Source organism: Streptomyces sp. 3214.6, assembly GCF_900129855.1.
Lineage (GTDB): Bacteria > Actinomycetota > Actinomycetes > Streptomycetales > Streptomycetaceae > Streptomyces > Streptomyces soliscabiei.
Genome location: NZ_LT670819.1, coordinates 3,888,132 through 3,913,849 on the forward strand (window position 1 = coordinate 3,888,132; position 25,718 = coordinate 3,913,849).

General features: G+C 72.2%; 21 protein-coding genes and 1 riboswitch. Of the genes, 12 read left to right on the top strand and 9 right to left on the bottom strand.

The genetic code is table 11. From position 1 onward, the window contains the following. Positions 1-87: 87 nt before the first annotated feature. Positions 88-1,218 carry an ATP-binding protein gene (locus B5557_RS17255; protein WP_079664836.1) on the bottom strand — a complete coding sequence of 377 codons (1,131 nt, stop codon included), beginning with the start codon at positions 1,216-1,218 and terminating at the stop codon, positions 88-90. Positions 1,219-1,385: 167 nt separating this feature from the next. Between B5557_RS17255 and B5557_RS17260 the strand changes: the two genes are divergently transcribed. Further along, complete coding sequence (locus tag B5557_RS17260; protein ID WP_079660331.1) at positions 1,386-2,759, top strand: SWIM zinc finger family protein; 1,374 nt, start codon at positions 1,386-1,388, stop codon at positions 2,757-2,759. A 43-nt stretch (positions 2,760-2,802) separates the two neighbouring features. Continuing rightward, positions 2,803-4,455 (top strand): DUF5691 domain-containing protein, encoded by a 1,653-nt coding sequence (locus B5557_RS17265; RefSeq protein ID WP_079660332.1) that lies wholly within the window; start codon positions 2,803-2,805, stop codon positions 4,453-4,455. Here B5557_RS17265 and B5557_RS17270 read toward each other — a convergent pair. After that, positions 4,452-4,868, bottom strand: a complete 417-nt coding sequence (locus B5557_RS17270; protein ID WP_079660333.1) for a cobalamin B12-binding domain-containing protein — start codon at positions 4,866-4,868, stop codon at positions 4,452-4,454. The genes B5557_RS17265 and B5557_RS17270 overlap by 4 nt on opposite strands. A gap of 526 nt (positions 4,869-5,394) precedes the next feature. On the opposite strand from B5557_RS17270, the gene B5557_RS17275 reads away from it, so the two are divergent. Together B5557_RS17275 and B5557_RS17280 are read left to right on the top strand one after the other, a co-directional pair. Beyond that, positions 5,395-6,369 (top strand): esterase/lipase family protein, encoded by a 975-nt coding sequence (locus tag B5557_RS17275; RefSeq protein ID WP_079660334.1) that lies wholly within the window; start codon positions 5,395-5,397, stop codon positions 6,367-6,369. A gap of 230 nt (positions 6,370-6,599) precedes the next feature. Beyond that, positions 6,600-8,135 (top strand): M23 family metallopeptidase, encoded by a 1,536-nt coding sequence (locus B5557_RS17280; protein ID WP_079660335.1) that lies wholly within the window; start codon positions 6,600-6,602, stop codon positions 8,133-8,135. Positions 8,136-8,283: 148 nt separating this feature from the next. Here the strand turns inward: B5557_RS17280 and pcrA are convergent, their stop codons facing one another. Next, positions 8,284-10,782, bottom strand: a complete 2,499-nt coding sequence (gene pcrA, locus B5557_RS17285) for a DNA helicase PcrA (protein WP_079660336.1) — start codon at positions 10,780-10,782, stop codon at positions 8,284-8,286. Positions 10,783-11,037: 255 nt separating this feature from the next. Further along, positions 11,038-11,203, top strand: a riboswitch (cyclic di-AMP (ydaO/yuaA leader). 7 nt (positions 11,204-11,210) lie between these two features. On the opposite strand from pcrA, the gene B5557_RS17290 reads away from it, so the two are divergent. Together B5557_RS17290 and B5557_RS17295 are read left to right on the top strand one after the other, a co-directional pair. Continuing rightward, on the top strand, positions 11,211-12,395 hold the full coding sequence (locus tag B5557_RS17290; protein ID WP_079660337.1) for a C40 family peptidase: 1,185 nt from the start codon (positions 11,211-11,213) through the stop codon (positions 12,393-12,395). 414 nt (positions 12,396-12,809) lie between these two features. Next, entirely contained in the window at positions 12,810-13,817 is a 1,008-nt protein-coding gene (locus B5557_RS17295; RefSeq protein WP_079660338.1) for a tellurite resistance/C4-dicarboxylate transporter family protein, read from the top strand. Here B5557_RS17295 and B5557_RS17300 read toward each other — a convergent pair. Continuing rightward, positions 13,795-14,148 (bottom strand): hypothetical protein, encoded by a 354-nt coding sequence (locus tag B5557_RS17300; protein WP_079660339.1) that lies wholly within the window; start codon positions 14,146-14,148, stop codon positions 13,795-13,797. The two genes, B5557_RS17295 and B5557_RS17300, sit on opposite strands and share 23 nt — an antisense overlap. 462 nt (positions 14,149-14,610) lie before the next feature. Here B5557_RS17300 and B5557_RS17305 point away from each other — a divergent pair, with 462 nt between their 5' ends. Then, positions 14,611-15,702, top strand: a complete 1,092-nt coding sequence (locus B5557_RS17305; protein ID WP_079660340.1) for a C40 family peptidase — start codon at positions 14,611-14,613, stop codon at positions 15,700-15,702. Positions 15,703-15,749: 47 nt separating this feature from the next. On the opposite strand, the gene B5557_RS17310 is transcribed toward B5557_RS17305, so the two are convergent. Both B5557_RS17310 and B5557_RS17315 read right to left on the bottom strand, forming a co-directional pair. Next, the gene (locus B5557_RS17310) at positions 15,750-16,520 is read right to left on the bottom strand and encodes a LuxR C-terminal-related transcriptional regulator (RefSeq protein WP_079660341.1); all 771 of its coding nucleotides are present in this window, start codon (positions 16,518-16,520) and stop codon (positions 15,750-15,752) included. After that, positions 16,517-17,845, bottom strand: a complete 1,329-nt coding sequence (locus tag B5557_RS17315) for an ATP-binding protein (protein WP_173877696.1) — start codon at positions 17,843-17,845, stop codon at positions 16,517-16,519. Before B5557_RS17315 ends, B5557_RS17310 begins: the two co-directional genes overlap by 4 nt. A gap of 143 nt (positions 17,846-17,988) precedes the next feature. Between B5557_RS17315 and B5557_RS17320 the strand changes: the two genes are divergently transcribed. Both B5557_RS17320 and B5557_RS17325 read left to right on the top strand, forming a co-directional pair. After that, entirely contained in the window at positions 17,989-19,563 is a 1,575-nt protein-coding gene (locus B5557_RS17320) for a PspC domain-containing protein (RefSeq protein ID WP_079660343.1), read from the top strand. Next, a complete protein-coding gene (locus tag B5557_RS17325; protein WP_079660344.1) occupies positions 19,550-19,807 on the top strand; it encodes a hypothetical protein in 258 nt (85 codons plus the stop codon). The genes B5557_RS17320 and B5557_RS17325 overlap by 14 nt, the downstream gene beginning before the upstream one ends. A gap of 469 nt (positions 19,808-20,276) precedes the next feature. Here B5557_RS17325 and B5557_RS17330 read toward each other — a convergent pair whose 3' ends face one another. Further along, positions 20,277-20,798 (bottom strand): DoxX family protein, encoded by a 522-nt coding sequence (locus B5557_RS17330; protein WP_079660345.1) that lies wholly within the window; start codon positions 20,796-20,798, stop codon positions 20,277-20,279. Positions 20,799-21,091: 293 nt separating this feature from the next. Next, the gene (locus tag B5557_RS17335) at positions 21,092-22,381 is read right to left on the bottom strand and encodes a hypothetical protein (RefSeq protein ID WP_079660346.1); all 1,290 of its coding nucleotides are present in this window, start codon (positions 22,379-22,381) and stop codon (positions 21,092-21,094) included. A gap of 201 nt (positions 22,382-22,582) precedes the next feature. On the opposite strand from B5557_RS17335, the gene B5557_RS17340 reads away from it, so the two are divergent. Then, positions 22,583-23,518 carry a DUF4429 domain-containing protein gene (locus B5557_RS17340; RefSeq protein ID WP_079660347.1) on the top strand — a complete coding sequence of 312 codons (936 nt, stop codon included), beginning with the start codon at positions 22,583-22,585 and terminating at the stop codon, positions 23,516-23,518. A 48-nt stretch (positions 23,519-23,566) separates the two neighbouring features. Here the strand turns inward: B5557_RS17340 and B5557_RS17345 are convergent, their stop codons facing one another. After that, positions 23,567-24,361 carry a class II aldolase/adducin family protein gene (locus B5557_RS17345; protein WP_079660348.1) on the bottom strand — a complete coding sequence of 265 codons (795 nt, stop codon included), beginning with the start codon at positions 24,359-24,361 and terminating at the stop codon, positions 23,567-23,569. Between the two features lie 110 nt (positions 24,362-24,471). Here B5557_RS17345 and B5557_RS17350 point away from each other — a divergent pair, with 110 nt between their 5' ends. After that, positions 24,472-25,098, top strand: coding sequence for a hypothetical protein (locus tag B5557_RS17350; protein ID WP_079660349.1), 627 nt, complete (start codon positions 24,472-24,474; stop codon positions 25,096-25,098). 136 nt (positions 25,099-25,234) lie between these two features. Beyond that, entirely contained in the window at positions 25,235-25,708 is a 474-nt protein-coding gene (locus B5557_RS17355) for a pyridoxamine 5'-phosphate oxidase family protein (RefSeq protein ID WP_079660350.1), read from the top strand. Positions 25,709-25,718: the final 10 nt, after the last annotated feature.

The window sequence follows — 25,718 nt, forward strand, 5'->3', positions numbered from 1 at the left end:
CGTCGTTCACAGCCACCCTCCCCACTCCTCGATACGGGTACCGGCCCCAGGCCAGGACCCGGTTCTCCTCGTTCTCGTTGCCGCCGTTCACGCGCTCACCTCCCGGCACGCGCGGTAGAAGTCCGTCCAGCCGGCGCGTTCGCGCACGACCGCCTCCAGGTACTCCTGCCAGACGACCCGGTCGGCGGCCGGGTCGCGGACGACCGCGCCGAGGATGCCCGCGGCGACGTCCCCCGACCGCAGCACGCCGTCCCCGAAGTGGGCGGCCAGTGCGAGGCCCCCGGTGACGACGGAGATGGCCTCGGCGGTGGACAGCGTGCCGCTCGGCGACTTCACCTTGGTACGGCCGTCGGAGGTGACGCCGTCGCGCAGTTCGCGGAAGACGGTCACCACGCGGCGGATCTCGTCGATGCCGTCGGGCACGGTCGGCAGGTCGAGGGAGCGGCCGATCTGGTCGACGCGCCGCGCGACGATGTCGACCTCGGCCTCCACGCTCTCCGGCAGCGGCAGCACCACCGTGTTGAAGCGGCGGCGCAGGGCGCTGGACAGCTCGTTGACCCCGCGGTCGCGGTCGTTGGCCGTGGCGATGAGGTTGAACCCGCGGACGGCCTGCACCTCCTGCCCCAGCTCCGGTATCGGGAGCGTCTTCTCGGAGAGAAGGGTGATCAGCGTGTCCTGGACGTCGGCCGGGATACGGGTCAGTTCCTCCACCCGTACCGTCGCCCCCTCCGCCATGCCCCGCATGACGGGGCCGGGCACCAGCGCGTCCCGGCTCGGCCCGTGTGCGAGTAGCTGCGCGTAGTTCCAGCCGTAGCGGATCGCCTCCTCCGGTGTGCCCGCCGTGCCCTGCACCATCAGTGTCGAGTCACCGCTGACCGCCGCGGCCAGGTGCTCGGAGACCCAGGTCTTGGCGGTGCCCGGGACGCCGAGCAGAAGCAGGGCGCGGTCGGTGGCGAGGGTGCTGACGGCGACCTCGACGAGGCGGCGCGGGCCGACGTACTTCGGCGAGATCACCGTGCCGTCCGGCAGGACGCCGCCGAGGAGATAGGTGGCGACGCCCCACGGGGACAGTTTCCAGCGGGCCGGGCGCGGCCGGTCGTCCTGCGCGGCCAGCGCGGCGAGTTCGTCGGCGAAGGCGTCCTCGGCGTGCGGACGCAACGTCTCCGTCGGCTCGTTCCCAGTCGGATTCACGGACGTCGGATCTACGGACACAGACATGGCTGAGGCCCCCTCCAGCTCGGCCGGTTCGGATCTGGTGTCCACCGTGCACCACGCCACTGACAATGCGATCCGACCTGCGGAAACGTCCTCACGGCCATGCCGGCCGAGCCTCCGCGGGGCGCTCGGCGGACCGATTGTCAGTGGTGGGCTCTACCTTCGATGTCATGACTCAGCAGGGGGTGCACTGGACTGCGGAACAGGTGCTCGCACTGGCGCCTGACTCCGCGTCACGCAAAGCGGGGAGCAAACTCGGCGCGGCCGGCCCGTGGTCCGGTACGGGCAGGTCGCAGGAGGGGGCGGTGGTGTGGGGGCTGTGCGCGGGCAGCGGCGACACGCCGTACCGGACGGTCGTCGACATCACGCACCCGGCCGCGGCCTCATCCGGCCCGGCGTACAGGTGCAGTTGCCCGAGCCGCAAGTTCCCGTGCAAGCACGCGCTCGGGCTGTTGCTGCTCTGGTCGGCCGAGGGGGAGGGATCGGTGCCGGCGGGGCGGGCGCCGGACTGGGCCGAGCAGTGGATCGCGGACCGCGGCCGTGCGCGGGAGCAGGAGAAACAGGAGGCGGGCCCGGCGGGTGCCGGGCCCGGCCCCGCCGACCCGGAGGGGGCGCGTCGCCGTGCGGAGCGGCGCGCCGAGCGGATCACCGCGGGGGCGACGGAGCTGGAGGAGCGACTCGCCGACCTCCTGCGCTCCGGCCTGGCCACGGCCGAGCAGGCGGGGTACGGGCTGTGGGAGGAGACGGCGGCCCGCATGGTCGACGCCCAGGCACCCGGACTCGCCTCGCGCGTACGGGAGTTGGGGGCGATCCCGGGATCCGGCCCCGGCTGGCCGGTGCGGCTGCTGGAGGAGTGCGCGCTGCTCCACCTCCTCGACCAGGGCTGGCTGCACCGCGAACGGCTGCCGGCCGCCCTGGCGGCCACGGTCCGCACCCGCGTGGGCCTGCCCTCCGCCCCGCAGGGCCCACCGGTCCGGGACGACTGGCTGGTTCTCGCCCAGTACGACACGCATGACCCGAAACTGACGACCCGCCGCATCTGGCTCCACGGCACCGCCTCCGGCCGCACCGCGCTCCTGCTCTCCTACGGCGCCGCGGGCCGCTCCCCGGAGCTCACGCTGCCCGTCGGCCTCGCCCTGGACGCCGAGCTGTCCGCGCACCCGGGGACCGGGCCACAACGGGCCTCGATCGTCGAGCAGTTCGCGCCGCCGGCACCGACCGGCGCCCGCCCTGCGGGCATGACGACGACCGAGGCGACCGCCCGCTATGGCGAGGCCCTGCGCCACGACCCGTGGCAGGACTCGGTCCCCCTCACCCTGACCGATGTCGTCCCCACCCCCGACGGCGACTCCTGGCAACTGGCGGACGCCGACGGCACCACGGCCCTGCCCCTCACCCCGGCGACCTCCCGCGCCGGGCTGTGGCGTCTGGTCGCCCTCTCGGGCGGCGCCCCCGTCACGGTCTTCGGCGAGTGCGGCCACCGCGGCTTCACCCCGCTGACGGCCTGGCCGACGGGCCCAGGAGAGCCGGTGCGCCTGTGCTGACCGAACCCCGCGCACGACAACCACGGCAACAGAAGGGAGCCTCATGAACGCCACCCCGCCCGCGCCCCGGCCACCGGCCTGGGAGGACCTGGTCACCGCGGCCCTCCTCGGCACCGACCGGCGCAGGCCCCCGGGAGCCCCGCCCGGCCGGAACGCGCCGGCCGCCCTGCTGGACGCGGCAGCCGCGGAGACCGTACGCCGGCGGGCCGGTCTGCGCCCCGGCCGGGCGGCCCCCCTCCCGGAGCCGGCTGCCGAGGACCCGCGTCCGGCGCTGCCGGCCGCGGCGGCCCGCAGACTCGCCCTGCTGCTGGCCGACCGCCCCGGCACCGGCGGAGGCGGCCGCCGGGGCACGGCGCCGGATCTGATGGAACTGCTGCCCCAATGGCTGACCGCGGTCAACGCGCGCGGATTCGCCGCACCGGCCGAGTCCCTGCCGGCACTGCTCGACGCGGCCCGCGGGCGTACGGACCTGCGGCCCGCGGCTCTGGAGTTCGCCGGCCCGCGCGCGCTGTGGCTGGCCCGACTCAACCCGGACTGGCGGTTCGCCCTGCGCGGTGCCCCGGGCGCCGGCCCGGCGCTGCCGGGTCCCGACGACACCCGGCGCACCGAAAAGCTCTGGCAGGAGGGCCTGTTCGCCGAACGGGTCGCCCTCCTGGCGTCGATCCGTTCCCGCGATCCCGACGCGGCCCGCGAGCTCCTGGCGGCCACCTGGCCGACCGAACGCGCCGAGGACCGGCTGATGTTCCTCGACTCGCTGCGCACGGGCCTCGGCGCGCGGGACGAGCCGTTCCTGGAACAGGCGCTGGCGGACCGCAGCCGCAATGTGCGGGCGACGGCCGCGGAGTTGCTGTCGGCGCTGCCGGGCTCGGCACTCGCCGCGCGGATGGCGGTCCGGGCCGCCGCGTGCGTGGCCGTCGACCACACCCGGGACACGCCCACGCTTCTCGTGGAGGCGCCCCACGAGTGCGATACGGCCATGGAACGCGACGGCGTGTCGGCCAAGGCCCCGCCCGGCCGGGGCGAACGGTCCTGGTGGCTCGGCCAGTTGGTCGAGGCGGCCCCGCTCGCCACCTGGCCGAAGCGCCTGGGCGGCCGTACGCCGGAACAGATCGTGGCGCTGCCGGTGGCCGACGACTGGCTCGACGACCTGCACGCGGCATGGTGCCGGGCCGCCGTACGACAGCGGGACGCCGACTGGGCGCGAGCGTTGCTCGGCGCGCCGTCGGCGCCCGGCGCGGGCGGCCCGGGCGCGGTCTCCCTCGCCGAGCGGGCGAAGCTGCTGAGCACGCTGACGGTGGCCGAACGGGCGCAGTGGGTGGCCGGTTTCATCGCGGCCCACGGCCTGTCGGAGGCGTTCCAACTGCTCGGCGTGTGCGCCGTCCCATGGGCGGCGCCGCTCGGCCGGGCCGTGGTCGACGCGCTCAACATCGCACGGGACGCGGGCAGTTACCCCTGGAGCTTCAGCGGCGTGATGGGCCTGGCCGAACGCTGCCTCGACCCCTCGGAAGCAAGCCGCCTCGACGCCCTCCTGACCACGCCGGACGAGCCGGAGGACGCCTCCCCGGGCGCCGCCAGCTACTGGTCGGAAGCATTCCAGCGACTGGCGAGAACGCTGAGACTGAGAGCGGTGATGAACCAGGAACTGGAGAGCCCCCGGACGGCGGCCGCTCAAGCCACCCGCACGACAACGGGCTAAGCCCCCGCAGGCTGCCGCACGTTCGCCCGGACCCAGTCCACGATGGACGCGGTGGTCGCCCCCGGCGTGAAGATCTCCGCGACCCCCTTCTCCTTCAACGGCGTGATGTCCGCCTCCGGAATGATCCCCCCGCCGAAGACCAGGATGTCCGCCGCGTCCCGCTCCTTCAGCAGCTCGATCACCGCGGCGAAGAGGGTGTTGTGGGCCCCGGACAGAATGGACAGCCCGATCGCGTCGGCGTCCTCCTGGATCGCGGTGTCCACGATCTGCTCGGGCGTCTGGTGCAGCCCGGTGTAGATGACCTCCATACCGGCGTCGCGCAACGCGCGCGCGATCACCTTGGCCCCGCGATCGTGACCGTCGAGCCCCGGCTTGGCCACCACCACGCGGATCGGACCGGCTGCCACACCCATCACTGCCTCCATGAAGCGACTACGTCCATCCTCAACGGCACGGACACCCCGTGCCAGACCGCCCGGGGAAGTGAACGAACGTTATCGCCAGCATCCCGCAACCGGCAGTTTCACGGTGCGGACCGAGGGGGAAATCACACGGAGGGACACACTTTCACCGCGCACTTGTTCCCCCGCGCCACGGGGGAACAGTCGCACCGGGAGCCGCGACGAGGTCGCCGTACCGCCGTGCCACGAGTCGCGTGGCGTGGCGGTACGGCGCATCGGAGGGCACGATGGGCACGTAGGGCAGGTAAGGCACGACAGCGGGGAGCCTCGTCGCCACACCGGCAGGGATCCTCGTCACGTCATCGGCGTCACGGGTGTCACACCCCCGCCGTGCACAGGACGCACGGCACACACCCCACACACCGGCAGCCGCACCCGCTCCACACCCTCTCGTGCCCGATCGACCTCCTCCACCGCGACTTCCACGAGGGCACACGGGGGACAGAGAAGTCCTCAGCGTGCCGACAGGAGGTCGGCCATGAAGGTCACCCGGGCACTGCAGCCCTTTCTTCCGCCGTACCGGCATCTGTTGCCGGACCTGCCGACCCTTCCGAACTTCCCCACCCTCTCGAGCTTCCCCAACATCCCGAACATCTCCAGCCTCCCCAGCCTTCCGAGCAGGCTGGCCGGGCTCTCCATGACGCTCCTCAAGGCGACCGCGCTGGACCTCGCGATCCTGGCGGGCCATCTGCTCCTCTACCCCTCCGGCATCGCCCAGGAGCGCCGCGCCGCGGCCCACCCCGCGCTGCCCAGGGCCACCGGCGCCGCGGACCCGGCCCAGCTGCCCGCCCAGGCCGCCCGGCCGCCGGTCGTCCTGCTGCACGGGTTCATAGACAACCGTTCCGTGTTCGTCCTGCTGCGCCGCAGCCTCGCCCAGCACGGCAGGCACCGGGTGGAGTCGCTCAACTACTCGCCGCTGACCTGCGACATCCGCACGGCGGCCGAGCTGCTCGGCCGGCACCTGGAGGAGATCTGCGAGCGCACCGGAAGCCGGCAGGTCGACGTGGTCGGACACAGCCTGGGGGGCCTGATAGCCCGGTACTACGTGCAGCGACTGGGCGGTGACGTCCGCGTCCGTACGCTCGTCACGCTGGGCACCCCGCACTCGGGCACCCGGGTGGCGCCGCTGGCGAACGCGCACCCGATCGTGCGCCAGATGCGCCCCGGGTCGGAGGTGATCGAGGAGCTCGCCCGGCCCGCGCCGGGTTGCCGTACGCACTTCGTCAGCTTCTGGAGCGATCTCGACCACCTGATGGACCCGCTGGAGAGCGCCTGCGTCGACCACCCCGACCTGCTGGCGCAGAACGTGCGGGTGACCGGCATCGGCCACCTCGCGCTGCCCGTGCACCCGGCCGTCGCGACCGGCATCCGCCAGGCCCTCGACGCGGCCTCCGAGACGGCGCACCCGGACGCCTCCGCCGGCGCCCGCAACGGCGGGCTCACCGTGGCCTGATCGGACCCCCGACAGACGTTCCACGAGCGGCCGACCCACGTCCGACACCCCTCCACCATCGAACGCCATTCGAACGTAGAGCCAAACCCGCGCCCGCCGTCCCCCGAAACACGGCCGAATGCCCCTTTCCTGCGAGCGCGAAACCTGCAGAAGATTGTCGTGCCCGCGTACCGACGGGTACAGTCGCCGCACTGCTCTGGCAGCCCCTGTTGTCGGCGAAAGAGAAGTTGGTGAACGACCGTCACCCGTCGGGGATGATGACCCCCCCGGCCCCGGCTTCCGACGCCGCTTCGGCGCACTACGCGTCGTACGGCACCCAGGAAGCCCAGTACGACGGCTTCACCACGTACCACGGTCAGGAGACCGGCGCCTTCGACACCGGCGCCCACCCGACCGGGCACTTCCCGGCGGCCGACCCTCTCTTCGGCGAGTTCCCGGGCGACGGCGCGACCGGCGCGTACGACAGCACCCAGTGGAGCACCGGCGGCCACCAGACCCTGGACGCGGGCGGCCACGAGGCTCTGGACACAGGCAGCCACCAGGCCCTGCACTACGACGGGTACGCGGCCCAGCACCACGCCGCCTACGACTCGGGTGTGTACGACGCGACCGCCTGGTCCACCGACCAGCACCACCTGGCCGCCGTCCCGCAGCAGGCGACGGCACCCGATGCCAGCGGGCAGTGGGACGCCGCGGCCTGGCTGCAGCCCGACCAGTCCGCGAGCCCGGCCGACCAGACCCAGCAGTGGGAATGGGGCACGCAGGCCTTCGACACCGGTGCGTACGACGCCACGCAGTGGAACTCCGACGGCGGCGACAACGCCTCCGCCGAGGCCGCCGAGGAGTACGAGCAGCAGGCCGAGGTCCCGTTCGACCAGCAGGCCACCGCCACCTTCCAGCACCTCGGGTCGGACGAACCCGCCCCGGCCGAGGGCGAGTTGCCCGGCAGCGACCCGCTCCCCCTCCTCGACGACCAGGAGGAGGCCGCCCCCGCCCCGCTCGGGCGGGCGGCCACCCGCAACGCTAACCGCTCCCGGCGACGTATGCCCGCGAAGCGCTCCGCCCTGCTGACCGTGGCCGTGCCCTCGGCCTGCGTGATGGGGGTCGCCGGGATCGCCGCGGCCTCGGTCGGCACACTGACCGGCGGCGAGGGCAAGGACACCACGGCGTCCGCGCCGGACGCCCAGCCGGTGAAGCCGTCCGCCGCCAACAACAAACTGGACGCCCAGCTCGCGACCCTGAGCGCCGGGGCCGACGACTTCGCCGACCGGGCCAGCCGGACACAGGAACGCATCGACCTCAAGGCACAGCAGGAAGCCGAGAAGAAGAAGGCGGCGGCGGAGGCGGCCCGCAAGGAGCGGCTGCGCCCCAAGTACGCCCTGCCGGTCGCCCAGCACGGCCTCAGCGCCTACTTCGGCCAGGCCGGCATCAACTGGATGTCCCAGCACACCGGCATCGACTTCCCCGTCTCCTACGGCACGACGGTGATGGCGGCGACCGACGGCACCGTGCGGACGCAGTGGAACAGCGCCTACGGCAACATGCTGATCCTCACGGCGAAGGACGGCACGGAGACCTGGTACTGCCACCTCTCCAGCTACCGCGTCTCCTCGGGTACGACCGTCAAGGCCGGCGACCCGATCGCCTACTCCGGCAACTCCGGCAACTCGACCGGCCCGCACCTGCACTTCGAGGTCCGGCCCGCGGGCGGCTCGGCCATCGACCCGCTGCCGTGGCTGCGCAGCCACGGGCTCAACCCGACGTAAGCGACCGCAACCAGACAACTCGCTTGCGGTCCCCCGCCGTCGGGCCTTTTCGCGTCGCTTCCGCCCACTTCCGCCTGCATCCCGTCGCGCTCTGCCGCGGCCGCGTCCTGCCGCGCCCGCGTCCTGTCGCGCGTTCGCCCTGTCGCGTCTAGAGCTTCTCCACCGGCGCGTACCGCAGCAGCAGCCGCTTCGGCTTGGTGTCGCCGAAGTCGACCGTTGCCTCCGCGTTCGCGCCCGTGCCCTTCACGCCGACGACCGTGCCGAGTCCGAACTGGTCGTGGGTGACGCGGTCGCCGACGGTCAGCGCGACCACCGGCTTCTCCGCCGTCCGGCGCGTCGCGAAGCCGGACGCGCCGGCGGCCGAGGAACGCGAGCGGGACGAGGACAGCGAGGCCGCCACCCCGGACACCGGGCCGGAGGACACGGGCGCGGTCGCCCCCGTCCGCTTCCAGTCCACGTGCGTCGCCGGGATCTCCTCCAGGAACCGGGACGGCGGGTTGTACGACGGCTGCCCCCACGCGCTGCGCAGCGACGACCGGGTGAGATAGAGCCGTTCACGCGCGCGCGTGATGCCCACGTACGCGAGCCGGCGCTCCTCCTCCAGCTCCATGGTCTGGCCGAGGGCACGCATGTGCGGGAAGACGCCGTCCTCCATGCCGGTGAGGAAGACGACCGGGAACTCGAGGCCCTTGGCGGTGTGCAGGGTCATCAGGGTGATGACGCCCGAGCCGTCCTCCTGCTCGTCGGGGATCTGGTCGGAGTCGGCGACCAGGGCGACCCGCTCCAGGAAGTCGGAGAGCCCGGGCGGCGTCGCACCCTCACTCTCCCCCTCCCCGGATTCCTGCTCGAACTCCAGGGCCACCGCGGCGAGTTCCTGGAGGTTCTCGATACGGGTCTCGTCCTGCGGGTCGGTGGAGGCCTGCAACTCGGCGAGGTAGCCGGTGCGTTCGAGCACCGCCTCCAGGACCGTCGCAGGCCCCGCACCCGACTCGACGATCGTACGGAGCTCGTCCATCAGCGCGTTGAACCGCTTCACGGCGTTCGTCGACCGCGAGGCCATGCCGTAGGCCTCGTCGACGCGCTGCAGCGCCTGCGGGAAGCTGATCTTCTCGCGCTGGGACAGGGCGTCGATCATCGCCTCGGCGCGCTCGCCGATGCCCCGCTTGGGCACGTTGAGGATCCGGCGCAGCGGCACCGAGTCCTCGGGATTGGCCAGCACGCGCAGGTAGGCCAGGACGTCCCGGACCTCCTTGCGCTCGTAGAAGCGGACGCCGCCGACGACCTTGTAGGGCAGGCCGACCCGGATGAAGATCTCTTCGAAGACACGGGACTGGGCGTTGGTGCGGTAGAAGACGGCGACGTCACCGGCCTTCGCGTCGCCCGCGTCCGTCAGTCGGTCTATCTCGTCGGCGACGAACTGCGCCTCGTCGTGCTCGGTGTCGGCGACGTAGCCGGTGATGCGCGCGCCCGCGCCCGCGTTGGTCCACAGGTTCTTGGGGCGGCGGGACTCGTTGCGCTCGATGACCGCGTTGGCGGCGGACAGGATCGTCTGCGTGGAGCGGTAGTTCTGCTCCAGCAGGATCGTCGTCGCGTCCGCGTAGTCCTCCTCGAACTGGAGGATGTTGCGGATCGTCGCGCCCCGGAAGGCGTAGATCGACTGGTCGGCGTCACCGACGACGCAGAGCTCGGCGGGCGGCACGTCGTACTCGTTCGGGGGCACGTCGACAGGGTGCTCGGAGGTGCCGACCAGCTCCCTGACCAGGGCGTACTGGGCGTGGTTGGTGTCCTGGTACTCGTCGACGAGGACGTGGCGGAAGCGGCGGCGGTAGTGCTCGGCGACGTCCGGGAAGGCGCGCAGCAGGTTGACCGTCGTCATGATCAGGTCGTCGAAGTCGAGGGCATTCGCCTCGCGCAGCCGCGACTGGTACATGGCGTAGGCCTGGGCGAGGGTCTTCTCGAAGCCGTCGGCGGCCTGGGCGGCGAAGTCCTCCTCGTCGATCAGCTCGTTCTTGAGGTTGCTGATCTTGGCGCTGAAGGACTTGGGCGGGTAGCGCTTGGGGTCGAGGTCCAGGTCGCGGCAGACCAGGGCCATCAGGCGCTTGGAGTCGGCGGCGTCGTAGATCGAGAACGACGACGTGAAGCCGAGCTTCTTGCTCTCCCGGCGCAGGATGCGCACGCACGCGCTGTGGAACGTCATCACCCACATCGCGTTCGCGCGCGGGCCGACGAGCTGCTCGACGCGCTCCTTCATCTCACCCGCGGCCTTGTTGGTGAAGGTGATCGCGAGGATCTGCCCCGGGTGCACGTTGCGCTCGGCCAGCAGGTGGGCGATGCGGTGGGTGAGCACACGCGTCTTGCCGGAGCCGGCGCCGGCCACGATGAGCAGCGGGGTGCCGGCGTGCACGACCGCCGCGCGCTGGTTGTCGTTCAGCCCCTCCAGGAGCGCCGCCGCGTCCAGCGCCGGGCGCGGGGCGCCGCCGCGGTAGTAGGCGTCCCGGTCCGGGGGCACGTCGAACTTCCCGCCGAACAGATCGTCCGGAACCGACTCCGGTCCGTGATCGTCCTCGGGCGGCGGCGGGGGCTCGTCCTCGTGGGCGCGGGGGCCCTGGAGGTCCGCCAGGAAGCTGTCGTCAAAGAGGCTGCTCATCGCTCTCCGAGTCTAGGGGGCGCCACTGACAACCGGCCGCCCTCCCGGAAACATCTCCCCCACTCACCCTCCGGCAGACATCCGTCACGATCCGCGACCGACGTGGTCGAAGCACGAGATCACAGCCCGAGGTCACGAAAATGTATCGGGCATATCACCCATCAACCTTCACAGGGGCCACACGAGTTGGCTACCGTGCCGGGCAGGCCGTACGACCCCCACCGGCGAACCCCGCCGGGCCGCGCGGCCTCCGCCGAGTCCGACGCGCCCGCTCGCGCCAGCCGGAGCCGGGGACCCACCGAAACCCTGGGGTGAATCGGCCCAACCCCCTTCCGGGGAGGCGGCCGTAGGGCAACCCTTCCGATGATCTACCCGCCCGAACCCGACAGCTAACTCGGTAGGCGGAGCACTGGAAGGAGTCGCCTCCCTTGGCGTCGCAGCACCGCAAGCCGCGCTCCGCGGGCCCGCGCGTGGCAGGCATCCGCACACCCGCTCTCGCCACCGCCGCCCTGACGTCCGTGGCCCTGCTCTCCCAGACGGCGAACGCCGCCCCGTCGGACGACGGCAAGCCGAGCCTGGAGGAGGTCGAGAAGAAGGTCGACGACCTCTATCGCCAGGCGGAGTCGGCGACCGAGAAGTACAACGCCGCCAAGGAGAAGACGACCAAGCAGCGCAAGCAGGTCGACGGCCTCCTGGACGACGTCGCACAGCGCACCCAGAAGCTCAACGAGGCGCGGCAGGAGCTGGGTTCCTATGCCGCGGCCCAATACCGCACCGGCGCCTCCGCGCCCGACACGGCGACCTTCCTGCTCGCGGACACCCCGCAGGACTACTTCGACCAGAACCAGCTGATGAGCCGGCTGACCGACCGCCAGAAGGGTGCGGTCGACGACTTCGCCACCGAGCAGTCTGCGACGATGCGCAAGCGCCAGGAGGCCGCGGAGAGCCTCGCGTCGCTCACCGACACGCAGAGCGACCTGAAGACCGCCAAGGCCACCGTCCAGAAGAAGCTCGGCGACGCGCGCGAGCTGCTGTCCCGGCTGACGGCCCAGGAGAAGGCCCGCCTCGCGGCGATCGAGAAGCAGAAGCGGGAGGAGGCCGCCCGGCAGGCGGCGGAGCTCACCCGGCAGCAGGCCGCGGACCAGGCCGCGGCGCAGCAGGAGAGCGGCACGGGCTCGTCGAACACAGACACCGGGACTGGGACCGGGACCGGGACCGGGTCCTCGTCCACCTCCCCCGGGGACTCCTCGTACGCCACCAAGGCCGAGAAAGCGCTCGCCTTCGCCCGCGCGCAGATCGGCAAGCCGTACGTCTGGGGTGCCACGGGCCCCGACTCCTACGACTGCTCCGGCCTCACCCAGGCCGCCTGGAAGGCCGCCGGCGTCAGCCTCCCGCGCACCACCTACGACCAGGTGAACGCCGGCACCACCGTCTCCCTCGCCGACGCCCGGCCCGGCGACCTGGTCTTCTTCTACGACGACGTCAGCCACGTCGGCGTCTACATAGGCAACGGCATGATGATCCACGCCCCGAAGCCCGGCGCCTACGTCCGCGAGGAGTCGATCTACTACGACGGCGAGTCGGGCATCCACAGCGTGGTGCGCCCGGCTTGAGCGCACACACACGCGCGAGCCTCACGGCAGGCAGCCGCGGGGGAACGCCGTAGCGCACGCGCGCGTGGGCTGCGTAGCGGGCACGCGCGCGTGGGGTTCGTTCGCGGAAACGGAGGCGGAGGCGAGAGCGGGCAGTGCGCTTCGTGTCCAGCGACGTGGCGCGGGCCGCGCTGAGCGGCCGCCTGGCGCGCCCCGCGCCGGCGCAATCGCCCGCCACCGCTCCCGCTCAGCCCCGCGGGCCCCGCTCACGCCCTGCACGGCGCCCATGACCCGCCCCACACACGTGCTCTGCGCGCCCGCTCTACCAGGCCCCACCCCCCAGTCCTCACTCCGCGCCTGCACCCGCGCGCATTTCTGGTCGCCCGCGCGCGTGCCCCGCTCGTGGGCTGTGTCGTGCTCCTTAGCATCGGGCGCATGCCCGGCTCCTCGGCTCGTCCCTCGCCCGCGCCCTCTCCCGGCTCCGCTCTCCGCCTCTGGTGGGCGCGGAGGCCGCCGGCGGCCGGGTCCGCGGTGATGGCGACCGGGATCGTGTCGGTCGGCCTGCACCTCACGGGATACGACGTGCTGTCCCGCGTCACTCTGGCGACGGCGGGCGTCGCGTGGGCGGCGCTGGCAGCGGACTTCGTCGCTCGCCTGCTGCGGGCGCCCGAGCGGTGGCTGGCCGAGGCGGGCACGCCGGGGGCGCTGACCGCCGTGGCGGCGACGACCGTGCTCGGCACCGGCCTCTGCGCGCTCGGCCGGCGGACCCCGGCCGAGGCACTGCTGGCGCTGGCGGCGGTGCTGTGGCCCGTGCTGTTCGTGACCGTCGTACGGCGGTGGAGGCGGCGCATGCCCGGGACGGTGTTCCTGGGCTGCGTGGCCACGCAGGGCCTCGCCGTGCTCGGAGCGGCCCTCGCCGCGATGGAGTCCGCGGCCTGGCTCGCGCACACCGCGCTCGTGCTGTTCGGGCTCGGGATCGTGCTCTACTGCGTCGCCCTGGCCCTGTTCGACCTGCGTCAGGTGGCCGAGGGCCATGGGGACCAGTGGATCGCGGGCGGCGCCCTCGCCATCTCGGCGCTCGCCGGGGCGAAACTCCTCGCGGCCGACGACGGGGACCTGTATCTGTGGAACGGCGACGACACCGGTGTCCTGCGCACGGTGACCGTCGCGCTGCTGGTGCTCGACCTGGCCTGGTGCGCCGTCCTGCTGATCGCCGAGGTCGCACGGCCCCGGCCGCGCTACGACGTGCGCCGCTGGGCGACGGTGTTCCCGCTGGGGATGACAGCGGCGGCGACCCTGTCCGTGGCCGCCGCCGTCGACGTCCCGGCGCTCAAGGAACCGGGGGAGGTGCTGCTGTGGGTGGCGGTGGCGGCGTGGCTGGTCGTCGCCGCTCTGGCACTCGCCGCGGCCCGTGCCTCCGTCAGGTCCAGAGCACCGCGATGAAGATGTTCGCCACGGTCAGCGCTCCGACCAGGCCGAACAGCGGCTTCTCCACCTTCTCGTCGTCCCGCTTCACATAGACGAGGCCGAGGATCACGATCAGCAGGGCCAGCTTCACACCGATCTTGATGTTGTTGATGTGCTGGTCGTCGGCCTGGTTGAGGCCGACCAGGATCACGCCGGTGACCAGCATCGTCGCCGCGCCGTGCAGCATCGCGGGAACGAACCGTGCCGTGCCCTGGCCCATCGCCTTCATCTGTGTGAGGAAGCCGCCCAGGAGCGCGGCGATGCCGATGATGTGCAGGCCGACGAAAAGATGGATGAGTACGCCCATGAAGCCGGATGCTAATCAGCCGCCCCCGCGCCGCCCGACACCGGCCCTCCCTACAGCATGTGCATATATGCGCTCCATAGCACCCGCCGCTCCGAAGATGTCCCGGAATCACCGCTTCGGTCAGCGCGCCGCGCGAACCTGACGTACTCGGTCCGGATTGTCGGACACATACGGTCACCCGGCAGTCCGCTCACGTCACTTCCGTACTTCGCGTTACCGACCCGACATAAACCGGCCTAGCGTCCTCCCCCAGGTGACCGGCTCCCCACCGCCGCCCGGGCCAGGGGCGGCAGTCGGCCACCACCGCCGAGGAGTCCGGCGGCGTCCCGCTCCCCCGTGCGGGTCGTCGTCGGACGCGTCAGCCGCTCCCCTCGAGGCCGTCCGTCCGCTCCCCCCACGGCGGTCACCCGGTAGCCGCGGGAGGACGGACGAGGCGGTCGTACGAAAGGACGTGCAGTCCCAGTGGCAGCGCACCGCAAGCCCCGACAGCGCTCGCTCGGCGGCCAGACGGCCCGTACGGCGTTCACCCTCGCCCTCGCGGGCGCGGCGACGGCGACGGCCTTCGACGGGACCGGACAGGCCGAGCCGAACCTGACGTCGGCCCAGGTCAAGGCGAAGGTGGCCAAGCTGTACCAGGAGGCGGAGGAAGCCACCGAGAAGTACAACGGCGCGCAGGAGAGGGCGAAGTCGGCCGAGCAGCGGCTGGCGTCCCTGCGCGACGAGGCGGCGCGCAAGGAGGAGAAGCTCAACTCGGCGCGGGAGGCGCTGGGTTCGATGGCGGCGGCGCAGTACCGCAGCAGCGGACTGGACCCTGCCGTGCAGTTGGCGCTCTCCGACGACCCCGACGGGTATCTGGACGGCGCCGCCTTCGTCGAACGGGCCGGCGATCGCCAGTCCGCCGCCGTCGCCGGGGTCCGTAGACAGCTGCGGGAGATCGAGCAGTTGCGTGGCGCGGCGCGTGTCGAACTGACCTCGCTCAGGGCGCGTCAGGCCGAGTTGAGGACGCACAAGAAGACGATCACCGGCAAGCTGGACGCGGCACGCCGCCTGCTGTCCCAACTGACGGCGGCGCAGCGCTCCCGGATCGGTGAGGAATCCGGCGGCACTACCACGGCCGACCGCGCCTCACGCGCCTCGACGACCGGCCGCGCCGGCCTCCAGGCACCCGGCTCCGCCACCGCCACCGCCACCGCCGACGCCCCGAACTCGCGTGCGGCAGCGGCCGTTTCCTACGCGTACTCCAAGCTCGGCAGCCCCTATGTGTGGGGCGCGACCGGGCCGAACGCCTTCGACTGCTCGGGCCTCGTCCTGGCTTCGTACCGCTCCGCCGGTGTCTCCCTCCCCCGCACGACCTACGCCCAGATCGGTGCCGGGCAGCGGATTTCCCGTTCCGAACTCCTCCCGGGCGACCTGGTGTTCTTCTACTCCGGCATCACCCACGTCGGCCTCTACATCGGCAACGGCCAGATGATTCACGCCCCGAACCCGTCGGCCCCGGTGCGCGTCGCCCCGATCGACGAGATGCCGTTCGCGGGCGCTACCCGAGTGGTGTGAGCCACTCGGTCTTCAGCCGTGACCGTCCCTCGGCGACGCCGCGTCCGTCACACCAGCCGCCGTGCCGTGGCCCACCGGGTCAGTTCGTGACGGTTGGACAGCTGGAGCTTGCGCAGCACCGCCGAGACATGTGACTCCACCGTCTTGACGGAGATGAAGAGCTGCTTGGCGATCTCCTTGTAGGCGTAACCACGGGCGATGAGCCGCAGGACCTCGCGCTCACGCTGGGTGAGACGGTCCATGTCCTCGTCGACCGGCGGCGCGTCCGTCGAGGCGAACGCGTCGAGGACGAACCCGGCGAGCCGCGGCGAGAACACGGCGTCGCCCTCCTGCACCCGGAAGATGGAGTCGACCAGGTCGGTCCCGGTGATCGTCTTGGTGACATAGCCTCGGGCGCCGCCGCGGATCACCCCGATCACGTCCTCCGCCGCGTCCGACACGGACAGGGCGAGGAAGCGCACCGGCTGCTCGGCGTCGGCCATCAACGGGGCGCAGCGGCGCAGCACTTCCACCCCGCCGCCGCCCGGCAGGTGGACGTCGAGCAGGACCACCTCGGGCCGGGTCGCGGTGATGACGGTGACCGCCTGGTCGACGTCCGCCGCCTCACCGACGACCTCGACGCCGGTCTGTTCGGTCTGGCCGATCTCGGCCTGTACGCCCGTACGGAACATGCGGTGGTCGTCGACGAGGACCACGCGCACGTGGCGCCCGCCCGTGCCGTCGCCGGAGGCCTTCGCCGGCGCGGCCGACTCCGCTGCCCCCGCCGCTCCCGCCGTGCCGTTCGTCTCGGTGGGATCGCTCTCGGTCGGATCGCTCATGACGTCTTCTCCGCCCTCTCCATCTCCAGCTCGACCTCCGTGCCGCCGCCCGGGACCGCCCGCAGCCGCGCCGTGCCGCCGTTGCGCTCCATGCGGCCGATGATCGATTCTCTAACGCCCATGCGGTCGGCGGGTATCGAGTCGAGGTCGAAGCCGGGTCCGCGGTCACGGACGGACACGAAGACCGTCCGGCCCTCGACCTCGGCGTAGACCTGCACGGCGCCGCCCTCGCCACCGTACTTGGCCGCGTTCACCATCGCCTCACGCGCGGCCTGCATCTGTGCACCGACGCGGTCGTCGAGGGGGCAGTCGCCGACGACCACGACCTCTATGGGGACTCCGTGCTTGTCCTCGACCTCGGCTGCGTTGCGCCGCACCGCGTCGGCGACCGTGGTCGGCTCGTCGGCCTCCTCCTTGCCGGTGCCCTCGGGTTTGTAGAGCCAGGTGCGCAGGTCGCGCTCCTGGGCGCGGGCGAGTCGGCGCACCTCCCCGGCGTTCTCCGCGTTGCGCTGGATCAGGGTCAGGGTGTGCAGCACCGAGTCGTGGACGTGGGCGGCGACCTCCGCGCGTTCCTGAGCGCGGATGCGCATCAGGCGTTCCTCGGAGAGGTCCTGTGTCATACGGACCAGGTAGGGACCGGCGAGGAGCGTGATGCCGACGATCACGGCGAGCGCCGCCTGCAGAACGGAGCCGAGGTGGGCGGCGGAGCCCTGCAGCACGAACGTGCCGGAGACGCCGGCGGTGACCAGCAGGACACCGGCGCCCGCACGCAGAAGCGTGAGGGTACGGCGTCTGCGGCCGACCTCCACCCAACGAGCCCGGCGGGCGTTGTCCGCCTGACGCCAGACGAGGGCGACGCCCGCGCCGACGAGGACGGCGGGCAGGAGGTAGGCCTTGGCGCCGCTGCCCAGATTCACGTTGCCCACGAAGACCATGGCGACGACGACCATGAGGAGCAGGGCGACGATCTGCCCCTTGTCCGGCTTGCGGGCGACGAGTCTGCGGCGGCCGTCGGGCGCCGTCTCGGTGGCGACGAACGCCGGCGGTTTCTGATCGCCGACACCGCCTATCCCGAGCGGCACGAAGAACCAGAAAGCCGCATAGAGCAGGGCGCCGAGGCCGTCCGCCATGAACAGGCCGACGAAGACGAGCCGCACCCACACCACGGGCAGCCCGAGGTGCCCGGCGAGCCCTCGCGCCACGCCACCCAGCCAGCGTCCGTCACTGCTGCGGTAGAGCTTGCGCGGGGGCCGCGGTTCGACGAGTGGCGCTGCTGCGGCTTCCGGCATGCCAACGATGGTCACACGGGGGCCATTGCCAGGCATCAGGGTTCGCCCCCGAGACGCCCCTGATCTTCGAGGCCCTCGCAGGTCGAACACCTCCCCCGCCCCGGATCAGGGCCGATATCAGGGTCCGACCAGGGTCATTCCGACTGCCGCGGGAGCGGCTCTCCCGCCACCATGGAGTCATGACAGATCACCAGCACGCCGCGGACGCCGTGCCCGACGGGGGCACCGCGCCCGACGCGGCCGCCCCGTCCCCCGGCGCCCCGGGCGCCGCGGGTGAGAAGCCTCGCGCGCACGGGCGGGCGGGCGCGCACGGAAAGCAGGGAGAGCGCGAAGCACACGGTCCGTCCGGGAAAACAGAAGCCAGGACAGAAGCCAGGACGGCGGCCGAGGCTGCTGCCGAGGCCGCGACAGCCGCCGGGGCGCGGACCGGTGCGACGGGCGGGCCAGCGGCCGAAACGGCGGCCGACACGGGAGCCGTCGGTGTTCCGCCCAGATTCCGTCGGGACCGGGAGCACAAGGTCCTCGCCGGGGTGTGCGCGGGCCTCGGGCGGCACTGCGACATGGACCCGGTGATCTTCCGCATCACACTCGCCGTGCTGTCCGCGACCGGCGGCATCGGCCTCATCTTCTACGGCTTCGCCTGGCTCTTCGTCCCCTACTCCGACGACGGGCAGAACGAGGTGCGCAAGCTCCTCACCGGCCGCGTCGACGGCCAGGCCCTCGCGGCCGTGCTGTTCGCGCTGGTCGGCTGCGGGGTGTTTCTGTCGATGCTGAACAACGGCAGCGTGCTGACCTTCGCCGTCGTCGTCTCCCTGCTCCTCGCGGGTGCCGGGTACTGGTCGCGGAACCGGGACTCCTCCGACGCCGACCCGCTCTCCGCGCAGGCCGTCGCCGACGCACCGCCGGAGGCCCAGGCGCCACCGGCACCCACCGGCTACCCGTCCTGGTGGCGCGACCCCATAGTCAAGGACGGCACGCACGACGGCGGCACGGGCTATCTGTGGGGCCCGTGGGACGCCCGCGGCCGGGACATCACGACGGCCATCAACGTCGACCTGATCGGCCACACGCGCCGCCCCGAGGGCATACGCACCCGGCGCGAGCCGTACGCCGGACCACGCGGGCCGCGCTGGATCGGCGGCTGGCTCTTCCTGCTGGCCGTGCTCGCGGGCGGCCTCGTCACCCGGCTCACCTGGGACGATCACCCGCTCGGCACCAGCCTGCAGGCCGGCCTGGCGGCGTCGCTCATCGTGCTCGGCGTGGGCATCGCGGTCAGCTCGTTCCTGGGGCGGACGGGGGCGGGATCGGTGTTCCTGGCGATCGTCACGGCGGGCCTGCTGGCCGGCACGGCCGTCATACCGAAGGACATCGGCACGCACTGGATCGACATGATGTGGCAGCCGACGGCGGTGGCGGACGTCAGGACGGCCTACGACCTGGGCTCCGGTGAAGGCACGCTGGACCTGTCCCGGCTGGAACTGGTCAAGGGGCAGACGGTGAGCACCAACGCCGAGGTGGGGGCGGGCCGGCTGCGGGTGATCGTGCCGCGGGACGTGACCGTGAAGGTGAGGATCGATGTGGGGCTGGGAGACATCCAGCTTCCGGGTGACGACGAGAAGGACGTGGACGTGCAGCCGGGCAAGCACAAGGAGGTGACCCTGTCGCCGCTCTCGGGCAAGGCGGCCGTCGGGACGATCGACCTCGACCTCCAGGTCGGAGTCGGACAGGCGGAGGTGGCCCGTGCTGCGTCATGAATTCCGGCCCGGCAGGCTGGTCGCCGGCGCCTTCTTCACCCTCGCGGGCGTCATCTACGCAGGTGACGCGGGCGGCCTCTGGGAAACGCCGTGGTTCATGGTGATACCCGTCGTCGTGGCAGGCCTGTGCCTCGCGGGCGCGACGGGCGTCGTGGCCCGGACCATACGCAGACGCCACGGCCCGTCCCGCCACGCCGCCACACCCGGGACCGGCCCCGGCGCCGACCCGGACACAGCCCTCTAACCGCCGGCTCACAGGGCCACCGGGTCACAGGACCGCCAGGCCCTCGCAGGCCCGCCGGGCCGCAGGCCGCCGGGCCGCAGGCCGCCGGGCCGCAGGCCGCCGGGCCGGAGAGCCGCCACGCTGCTGGCCGCCGGGCCGGAGAGCCGCCACGCTGCTGGCGGCTGGCTGCGGCCTCCCGTGCCATACGGGGCGCGGGGCTGCGCAGCCGCCGGGAACCCGCCCATGCGGCCTTACAGGCACAGGGCCGCAGGACCGCCAGGCCGTCGTGCCTTATGGGCAGGCGTAAGGCCACCCGTGTCCTGCGGGCGTATGGCCGACCGCCGGGATACCCGGCTGCACGGCCATACGGGCACAGGGCCGCTGGGCCGGGCGGGTCGCGTGTCGGGGGAGGCCGGTGGAGTCGACCGGGTCGACCTGTCGGCCGGTCGGAGCGGTCGGAGCGGTCGGTCCTGACGGCCAGGGGTGGGCTCTAGGCCAGGCCTCCCGCTCGCTGTCGTCGTCGGTTTCGCCAGACCCCGTCGAGGGAGAGGACCGGGGCGCCGGCGAGGACGAGGGGGAGCCAGGCCATGAGGTAGGCGAGGTCGTTGCCGTAGTAGTACGGGTCCGAGGCCCAGCTCACCGTCAGCCACAGACTGAGCGAGATCAGCGCGCCGCCGAGCGCGGCGATTCGAGTGAGGAGGCCCAGCAGGGTGCCGATACCGACGGCGAGTTCACCGAAGGCCATGGCGTAGCCGAAGCCGACGGGGCTCTTCAGGGCCATGTCGACCAGGGCCGGGATGGCCGAGGAGTCACGGACGGCGCGCATGGTGTCGCCGATCGAGCCGGCGCCGCTGCCCTTCAGGAAGGCGCCGTCGGTGAGTTTGTCCAGGCCCGCGTAGATGAAGGTGACGCCGAGGAAGATGCGCAGAGGAAGGAGGGCGTACCGGGTGGCGGTGTCACGCCAACTGCGGCCGCCGCCGTCTAGGTAAGGGGGATAGGTGTCCGTCCGCATGCCGTGAGTCATCGCCCGTAGCCGCCTCTCGCCCGGAGTGGTGGGACCCCTCAACAGACCTTACGTACGAAATGGGGGGTGCGCTCAACTGCTTGCACGGGCTCTCCGCCCACCAATTGTCAGCACGGGTGCTCAATCCCACCGGTTCACCCCCCGCTGTTCACTCCCCGCCGGTTTACACCCCGTCGTTCACTCCCCGTCGTTCACTTCGCGTCGGTTCGCCCGTCGGTTCACTCACCGCCTGTTCTCCCCGGCCCGTTCTCTCTCCCCCCCGCCCGTTCTCCCCCGCCCGTTCAGTCCGTCACGTCGATCGCGTAGCGGTTCGTCTCCGTTCCCGCGGCTGTGACGACCTGGACCTCGACTCGGCCCGGTTCCACGTCTGCCGGGACGGGGACGGTGAGGACGGCGTCGGTCGGATTGCTGAAGCCACCCGTGACCGGGATGAGGGGGACGTGGACGTGGACCGGGCCGATGCGGACGACCATGCGGGAGAGACGGTCCGCGGTCTGGGCGCCGGGCGGCACAAAGCCGGCGCCGCGGATCTCGATGTCGTCGCCGGTGCGGATCGGGGCGTCGAGGTCGCCGGCCTCGCGGGAGCGGACGACGGAGAGGATGACGGGACGGCCGCCCTCGGCGTACTTGCCGGCGAGGTAGGTCGCGGCCGAGACCAGGACGACGACGGCCAGGCCCCAGGGCAGGTCGGGGAGCTGGTCGGGGCGGCGGGCCAGCCGGACCGCGGCGAAGACGAGGGCGACGGCGCCGATCACGACGTACTGGATGTCGGCGAAGGTGCCGCGGCCGGCGTCGTCGGTCAGCAGGTCGGCGGCGCGCGGGCGGTGGGCGCGGACCTTCTGGAGGCGCTGGGCGAGGACACGCAGGCCGACCACCCGGCGCACCAGCACGGCGATCCCGCAGACCACGGCGAGGACGGTCACCACACCGGCGCCCCGGGCGAGGTCGAGGCCGGCGATCAGCGCGTCGCGTTCGGTGTGGTCGGAGGCGGCGGCGAGCCGTCCGACCAGGACCAGCACGGCGTAGGCGACGAGCAGGACCCAGGCGGCGGCGACCGCACGGGAGGTGGAGAGGCGGTTGTCCTCGCCGATCACCGGGGCGAGCGCCCCGCCGCGGGCCCGGTGGAACCAGGAGGCGGCGGTGAGCACGCCGGCGACGACGAGCGCGGCGAGGAGTCCGGCGGTGCGGGCGGCGGTCCAGCCCGCGCCGATGGCGGTCAGGGACTGGACCAGCAGCAGCGCGACGACCGTCACCCATACGGTGACCGCCGTGCGGAACCACAGGCGGGCCAGCCAGGCCTCGCCCTCGGCGCGCCCGCGGTCGGCGACGAGTTCCGCGGACTGGGTGAGCTCCTCGGAGACCCACTGCCGGGAGGCGGACGCGGAGTGGGCGACGGCGGCCGGCAGGCCCTGTCCGGCCGCGAACTCGTCCCGTTTCACCAGGAACGCGGCCACCGCGCGCCGGTGCCCTTCGCGTGCCCCGTGCGGGCAGTCCCCGCAGGTGCAGCCGCCGTCGTGCGCGCCCGCTCCCTGGCCAGGGACCATGCCCTGTCTCGCCTCCTGCACCGCCACGTCCGACGCCCGCCTTCCCCGCGACCCGATCGGATGGCGGCCCTGGAGAACCCGCTGCGGACCCCGCCCGCCACCCTGTGAACAACTCCCCTGTGATGACAGCGAATTGTGCCCTACGGCACACCCTGTCGTTTCCGGTAGGTGTGATCGGCGCGGGTGAAGCGGGGCGGGCCGTGTTGACCCGGCTGCGAGAATTTCCGTATGGCCGAGATCATCCAGCGTGACGGGACCTGGGCCTTCGACGGCACGACGGTCAGGATCACGCCGGGGCTGCATCGCTCCGTGCCGCTGTTCCGGCAGACGTACGGGGAGATCGCCGTGCCTCTGGAGGCGGTCGCCGGGATCGTCTACGAGCCCGAACGCAGGCGCGGGCGGCTGCGGATGCGGCTGCGCGAGGGCGCGGATCCGCTGTTGCAGGCGACGGGCGGTCGGCTGCCCGACGCGGCCGATCCCTATCGGCTCACGGTGGACGTGGACCGTTCCGGGGTCGCCGAGTACCTCGCCGAGGAGATCCGGCACGCGCTGCTGCTCGAGCAGATCCCCCATGAGGCGACCAGGGCGTATCTCCTGCCGGGTCCGCCGGTTCCGGTCTCGGTGCGGTCGTCCGACGGGACGGTCTCCTTCGACGGCATCCAGGTGCGCGTCGACTGGGCGGACACCTCGGACCGGGTGAAGCGGGCGACCGGCCCGCGCGTGATCGACGTCGGGGATCTGGTGCAGGTCGAGTGGCTGCCCAACTCCGGTTACGAGGACGGCTTCCTGCGCTTCGTGACCCGCGAGACGGTGTTCTCGAAACTGCCCGCGGAGAAGGACCCGTACGCCTTGGACCTGTGGGGCAACGTGAGCCGCGACCTACTGACGGCGCTGGTGGCGACCGCGGTCACCGCCCGTCTCCCGCACCCCTCAGCCCGCGCGCACACCGAACTCGGCCACGAGGACGCGAGCGAGGGTGAGAGCGCGGGCGCGGGCGCGGCTGGCGACCGGTTCCGCCGGGCGGCCGCAGCCCTCGCGCCCCGGGCCGACCACCACGACGTACTGCTGCGCCGGCTGCGCGAACTGGGCGAGCTGCACCGGGACGGGGTGCTGACGGACGAGGAGTTCGCGAGGACGAAGGCGGTCGTCCTGCGGGGTTTCTGAGACCGGATGCCCCTTGAACCCCCGTTGAATCCCCCGTATTCAGCTCACTCAGCTCAACAGGTCCGGTTCGCTGCGGCTGATGTCCTGCCAGAGCGGCTGGTAGTTGATCCAGGCCACCAGGTCGCCGCCGAGCTGTTCCCGGGTCGCCACCGCCGCCCGATGGTCGATCAGGACGGGCCGGCCCGCTGCCCGCGCGGTCAGCTGGACCTGGCTGGAGCGTTCCATCGACAGGAACCACCAGGCGGCCGCGTCGACGGAGTCGCCGACCGTCAGCAGGCCGTGGTTGCGCAGCACGAGCGCCTTGTGGGAGCCGAGCGCGGCCGCGATGCGCCGTCCCTCACCCGCGTCGACGGCCACCCCGGTGTAGGCGTCGTAGAGGGCGTGGTCCTCGTAGAACGCGCAGCTCTCCTGGGTGATCGGGTCGAGGAGTTCGCCGAGCGCGGCCAGGGCGCGGCCGTGGACCGAGTGGCAGTGGGCGACGGCGACGACGTCGGGGCGGGCGGCGTGCACCTGCGCGTGCACGGTGAAGGCGGCCTGGTTGACGTGGTAGCGGCCCTCGACGACCTGCCCGTCGGCGTTGGCCAGCACCAGGTCGCTGACGGTGACGTGCTTGAACGGCATCCCGAACGGGTTGACCCAGAAGCAGTCGCTGAACTCGGGGTCGCGGGCGGTGATGTGCCCGGAGACGCCGTCCTCGAAGCCGAGCCGCCCGAAGATCCGCACCGCCCCTGCCAGCCGTTCCTTGCGGTGCGTGCGCTCGTCCTCCGTCGAGTCGTGCATCGGCGGCATCGCGAACTGCAGCCGTTCGGTGGGCAGCGGGGCAGGCGGTGTGGGCCCGTGCATCGGTCCTCCAGCACTGGGTTGCTTTACGACGCGGAAGTTACCGTCGGTCAGTGCAAAAGGGCAGAGCCGTTATGCAAAGATGACGATTTTCGTCACCTTCGGAGCACGTCTTGAGCATCGCCGATCGGCACATCACCTCCCTCATGCGTCAGATCTCGACGCGCAATGCCATCGAGCTGGTCCATCCCTTCGCCGAGTTGCAGACGTTCGGTGCGCTGGTCTATATCGCCGAGTGCTACGGCTTTCGGTACGAGAGCGTGCGTCTTGTCGGCAAGCAGCGCATCCTGCACGTCCAGTTGGTGCGCGACCCCAGCCCGTGGGCGCGGCAGCGGGCGGCGGCGAACTCGGCGGCCTTCCCCGACCCGGGCCCCGGCCGGCCCGTGCCGGGCATGTACCTGGGCTCGCTCACCCCGGTCCCCGAGGCGCAGCCGGACGTCGACCTGATCACGGCGCTCATCCGCCACGACGCCCTCGGCGCGGCCGCCAACCGCAGGCAGCTGCAGTTCATCGGCTGGGGCTCGGCGGTGCTCTTCCTGCTGATGGCCGTGCTGACCGGTGTGTACGCCGTGCTGCTCCCGCTCGCCGTGCTGATGCCGGCGTTCATGCTGGGCGCGCTGCGGGTGAACACGAGCCGGCGCGCGAAGCTGGCCAAGCAGCTCACGGCGGCCGGGTGCACGCCGGTGCGGGACGCGGCGGGGTCGGAGCGGTATGTGCGGCCGGTCCCACAGGGATTCTGACCCGACGCCCTGACCCGACACCCTGACCCGACACCCTGACCCGACACCCTGACCCGACGCCCTGGCGCAATGTCCTGGCCCGACGCCCTGGCTATACCGGACAGCAGATGTCGGGTATCGGCGTCATGCTCGCCGTATGACAGCGAACTGGGCGGTCTTCGCCGCCGTGGAACCCGCACTCGCGAAGGTCGCCGAGGACCGTTTCGGGGCCTTCACGCACCACGTCCTCGCCACTGTCCGCAAGGACGGCTCCCCGCGCACCACCGGTATCGAGGTCCGTTTCCTCGGCGGTGAGCTGTGGCTCGGCATGATGCCGGGCTCGCTCAAGGCCCTCGACCTGCGCCGGGACCCCCGCTTCGCCCTCCAGGCCAACCCGGGCGAGGGCACCGGAATGGGCGGGGGCGACGTACGGATCGCCGGTCGGGCCGTGGAGGTGGTGGACGAGGCGGCGAAGGCGGCGTACGTGAAAGAGGTGGAACCGCCGGAGCCGTTCCACCTCTTCCGCACCGAGCTGACGGAGGTCGTGCGGACCTACGTCGAGGACGACACGTATCTGGTCGCCCAGGTCTGGAAGCCCGGAGAGCCGGTGCGCACTCTCAAGCGGACCTGAACCCCGCGGA

Coding starts and splice junctions, on each gene's coding strand:
- B5557_RS17255 (WP_079664836.1), bottom strand. CDS start 1,218: ATGTCTGTGTCCGTAGATCCGACGTCCGTGAATCCGACTGGGAACGAG.
- B5557_RS17260 (WP_079660331.1), top strand. CDS start 1,386: ATGACTCAGCAGGGGGTGCACTGGACTGCGGAACAGGTGCTCGCACTG.
- B5557_RS17265 (WP_079660332.1), top strand. CDS start 2,803: ATGAACGCCACCCCGCCCGCGCCCCGGCCACCGGCCTGGGAGGACCTG.
- B5557_RS17270 (WP_079660333.1), bottom strand. CDS start 4,868: ATGGGTGTGGCAGCCGGTCCGATCCGCGTGGTGGTGGCCAAGCCGGGG.
- B5557_RS17275 (WP_079660334.1), top strand. CDS start 5,395: ATGAAGGTCACCCGGGCACTGCAGCCCTTTCTTCCGCCGTACCGGCAT.
- pcrA (WP_079660336.1), bottom strand. CDS start 10,782: ATGAGCAGCCTCTTTGACGACAGCTTCCTGGCGGACCTCCAGGGCCCC.
- B5557_RS17295 (WP_079660338.1), top strand. CDS start 12,810: ATGCCCGGCTCCTCGGCTCGTCCCTCGCCCGCGCCCTCTCCCGGCTCC.
- B5557_RS17300 (WP_079660339.1), bottom strand. CDS start 14,148: ATGGGCGTACTCATCCATCTTTTCGTCGGCCTGCACATCATCGGCATC.
- B5557_RS17310 (WP_079660341.1), bottom strand. CDS start 16,520: ATGAGCGATCCGACCGAGAGCGATCCCACCGAGACGAACGGCACGGCG.
- B5557_RS17315 (WP_173877696.1), bottom strand. CDS start 17,845: ATGCCTGGCAATGGCCCCCGTGTGACCATCGTTGGCATGCCGGAAGCC.
- B5557_RS17320 (WP_079660343.1), top strand. CDS start 17,989: ATGACAGATCACCAGCACGCCGCGGACGCCGTGCCCGACGGGGGCACC.
- B5557_RS17330 (WP_079660345.1), bottom strand. CDS start 20,798: ATGCGGACGGACACCTATCCCCCTTACCTAGACGGCGGCGGCCGCAGT.
- B5557_RS17340 (WP_079660347.1), top strand. CDS start 22,583: ATGGCCGAGATCATCCAGCGTGACGGGACCTGGGCCTTCGACGGCACG.
- B5557_RS17345 (WP_079660348.1), bottom strand. CDS start 24,361: ATGCACGGGCCCACACCGCCTGCCCCGCTGCCCACCGAACGGCTGCAG.
- B5557_RS17355 (WP_079660350.1), top strand. CDS start 25,235: ATGACAGCGAACTGGGCGGTCTTCGCCGCCGTGGAACCCGCACTCGCG.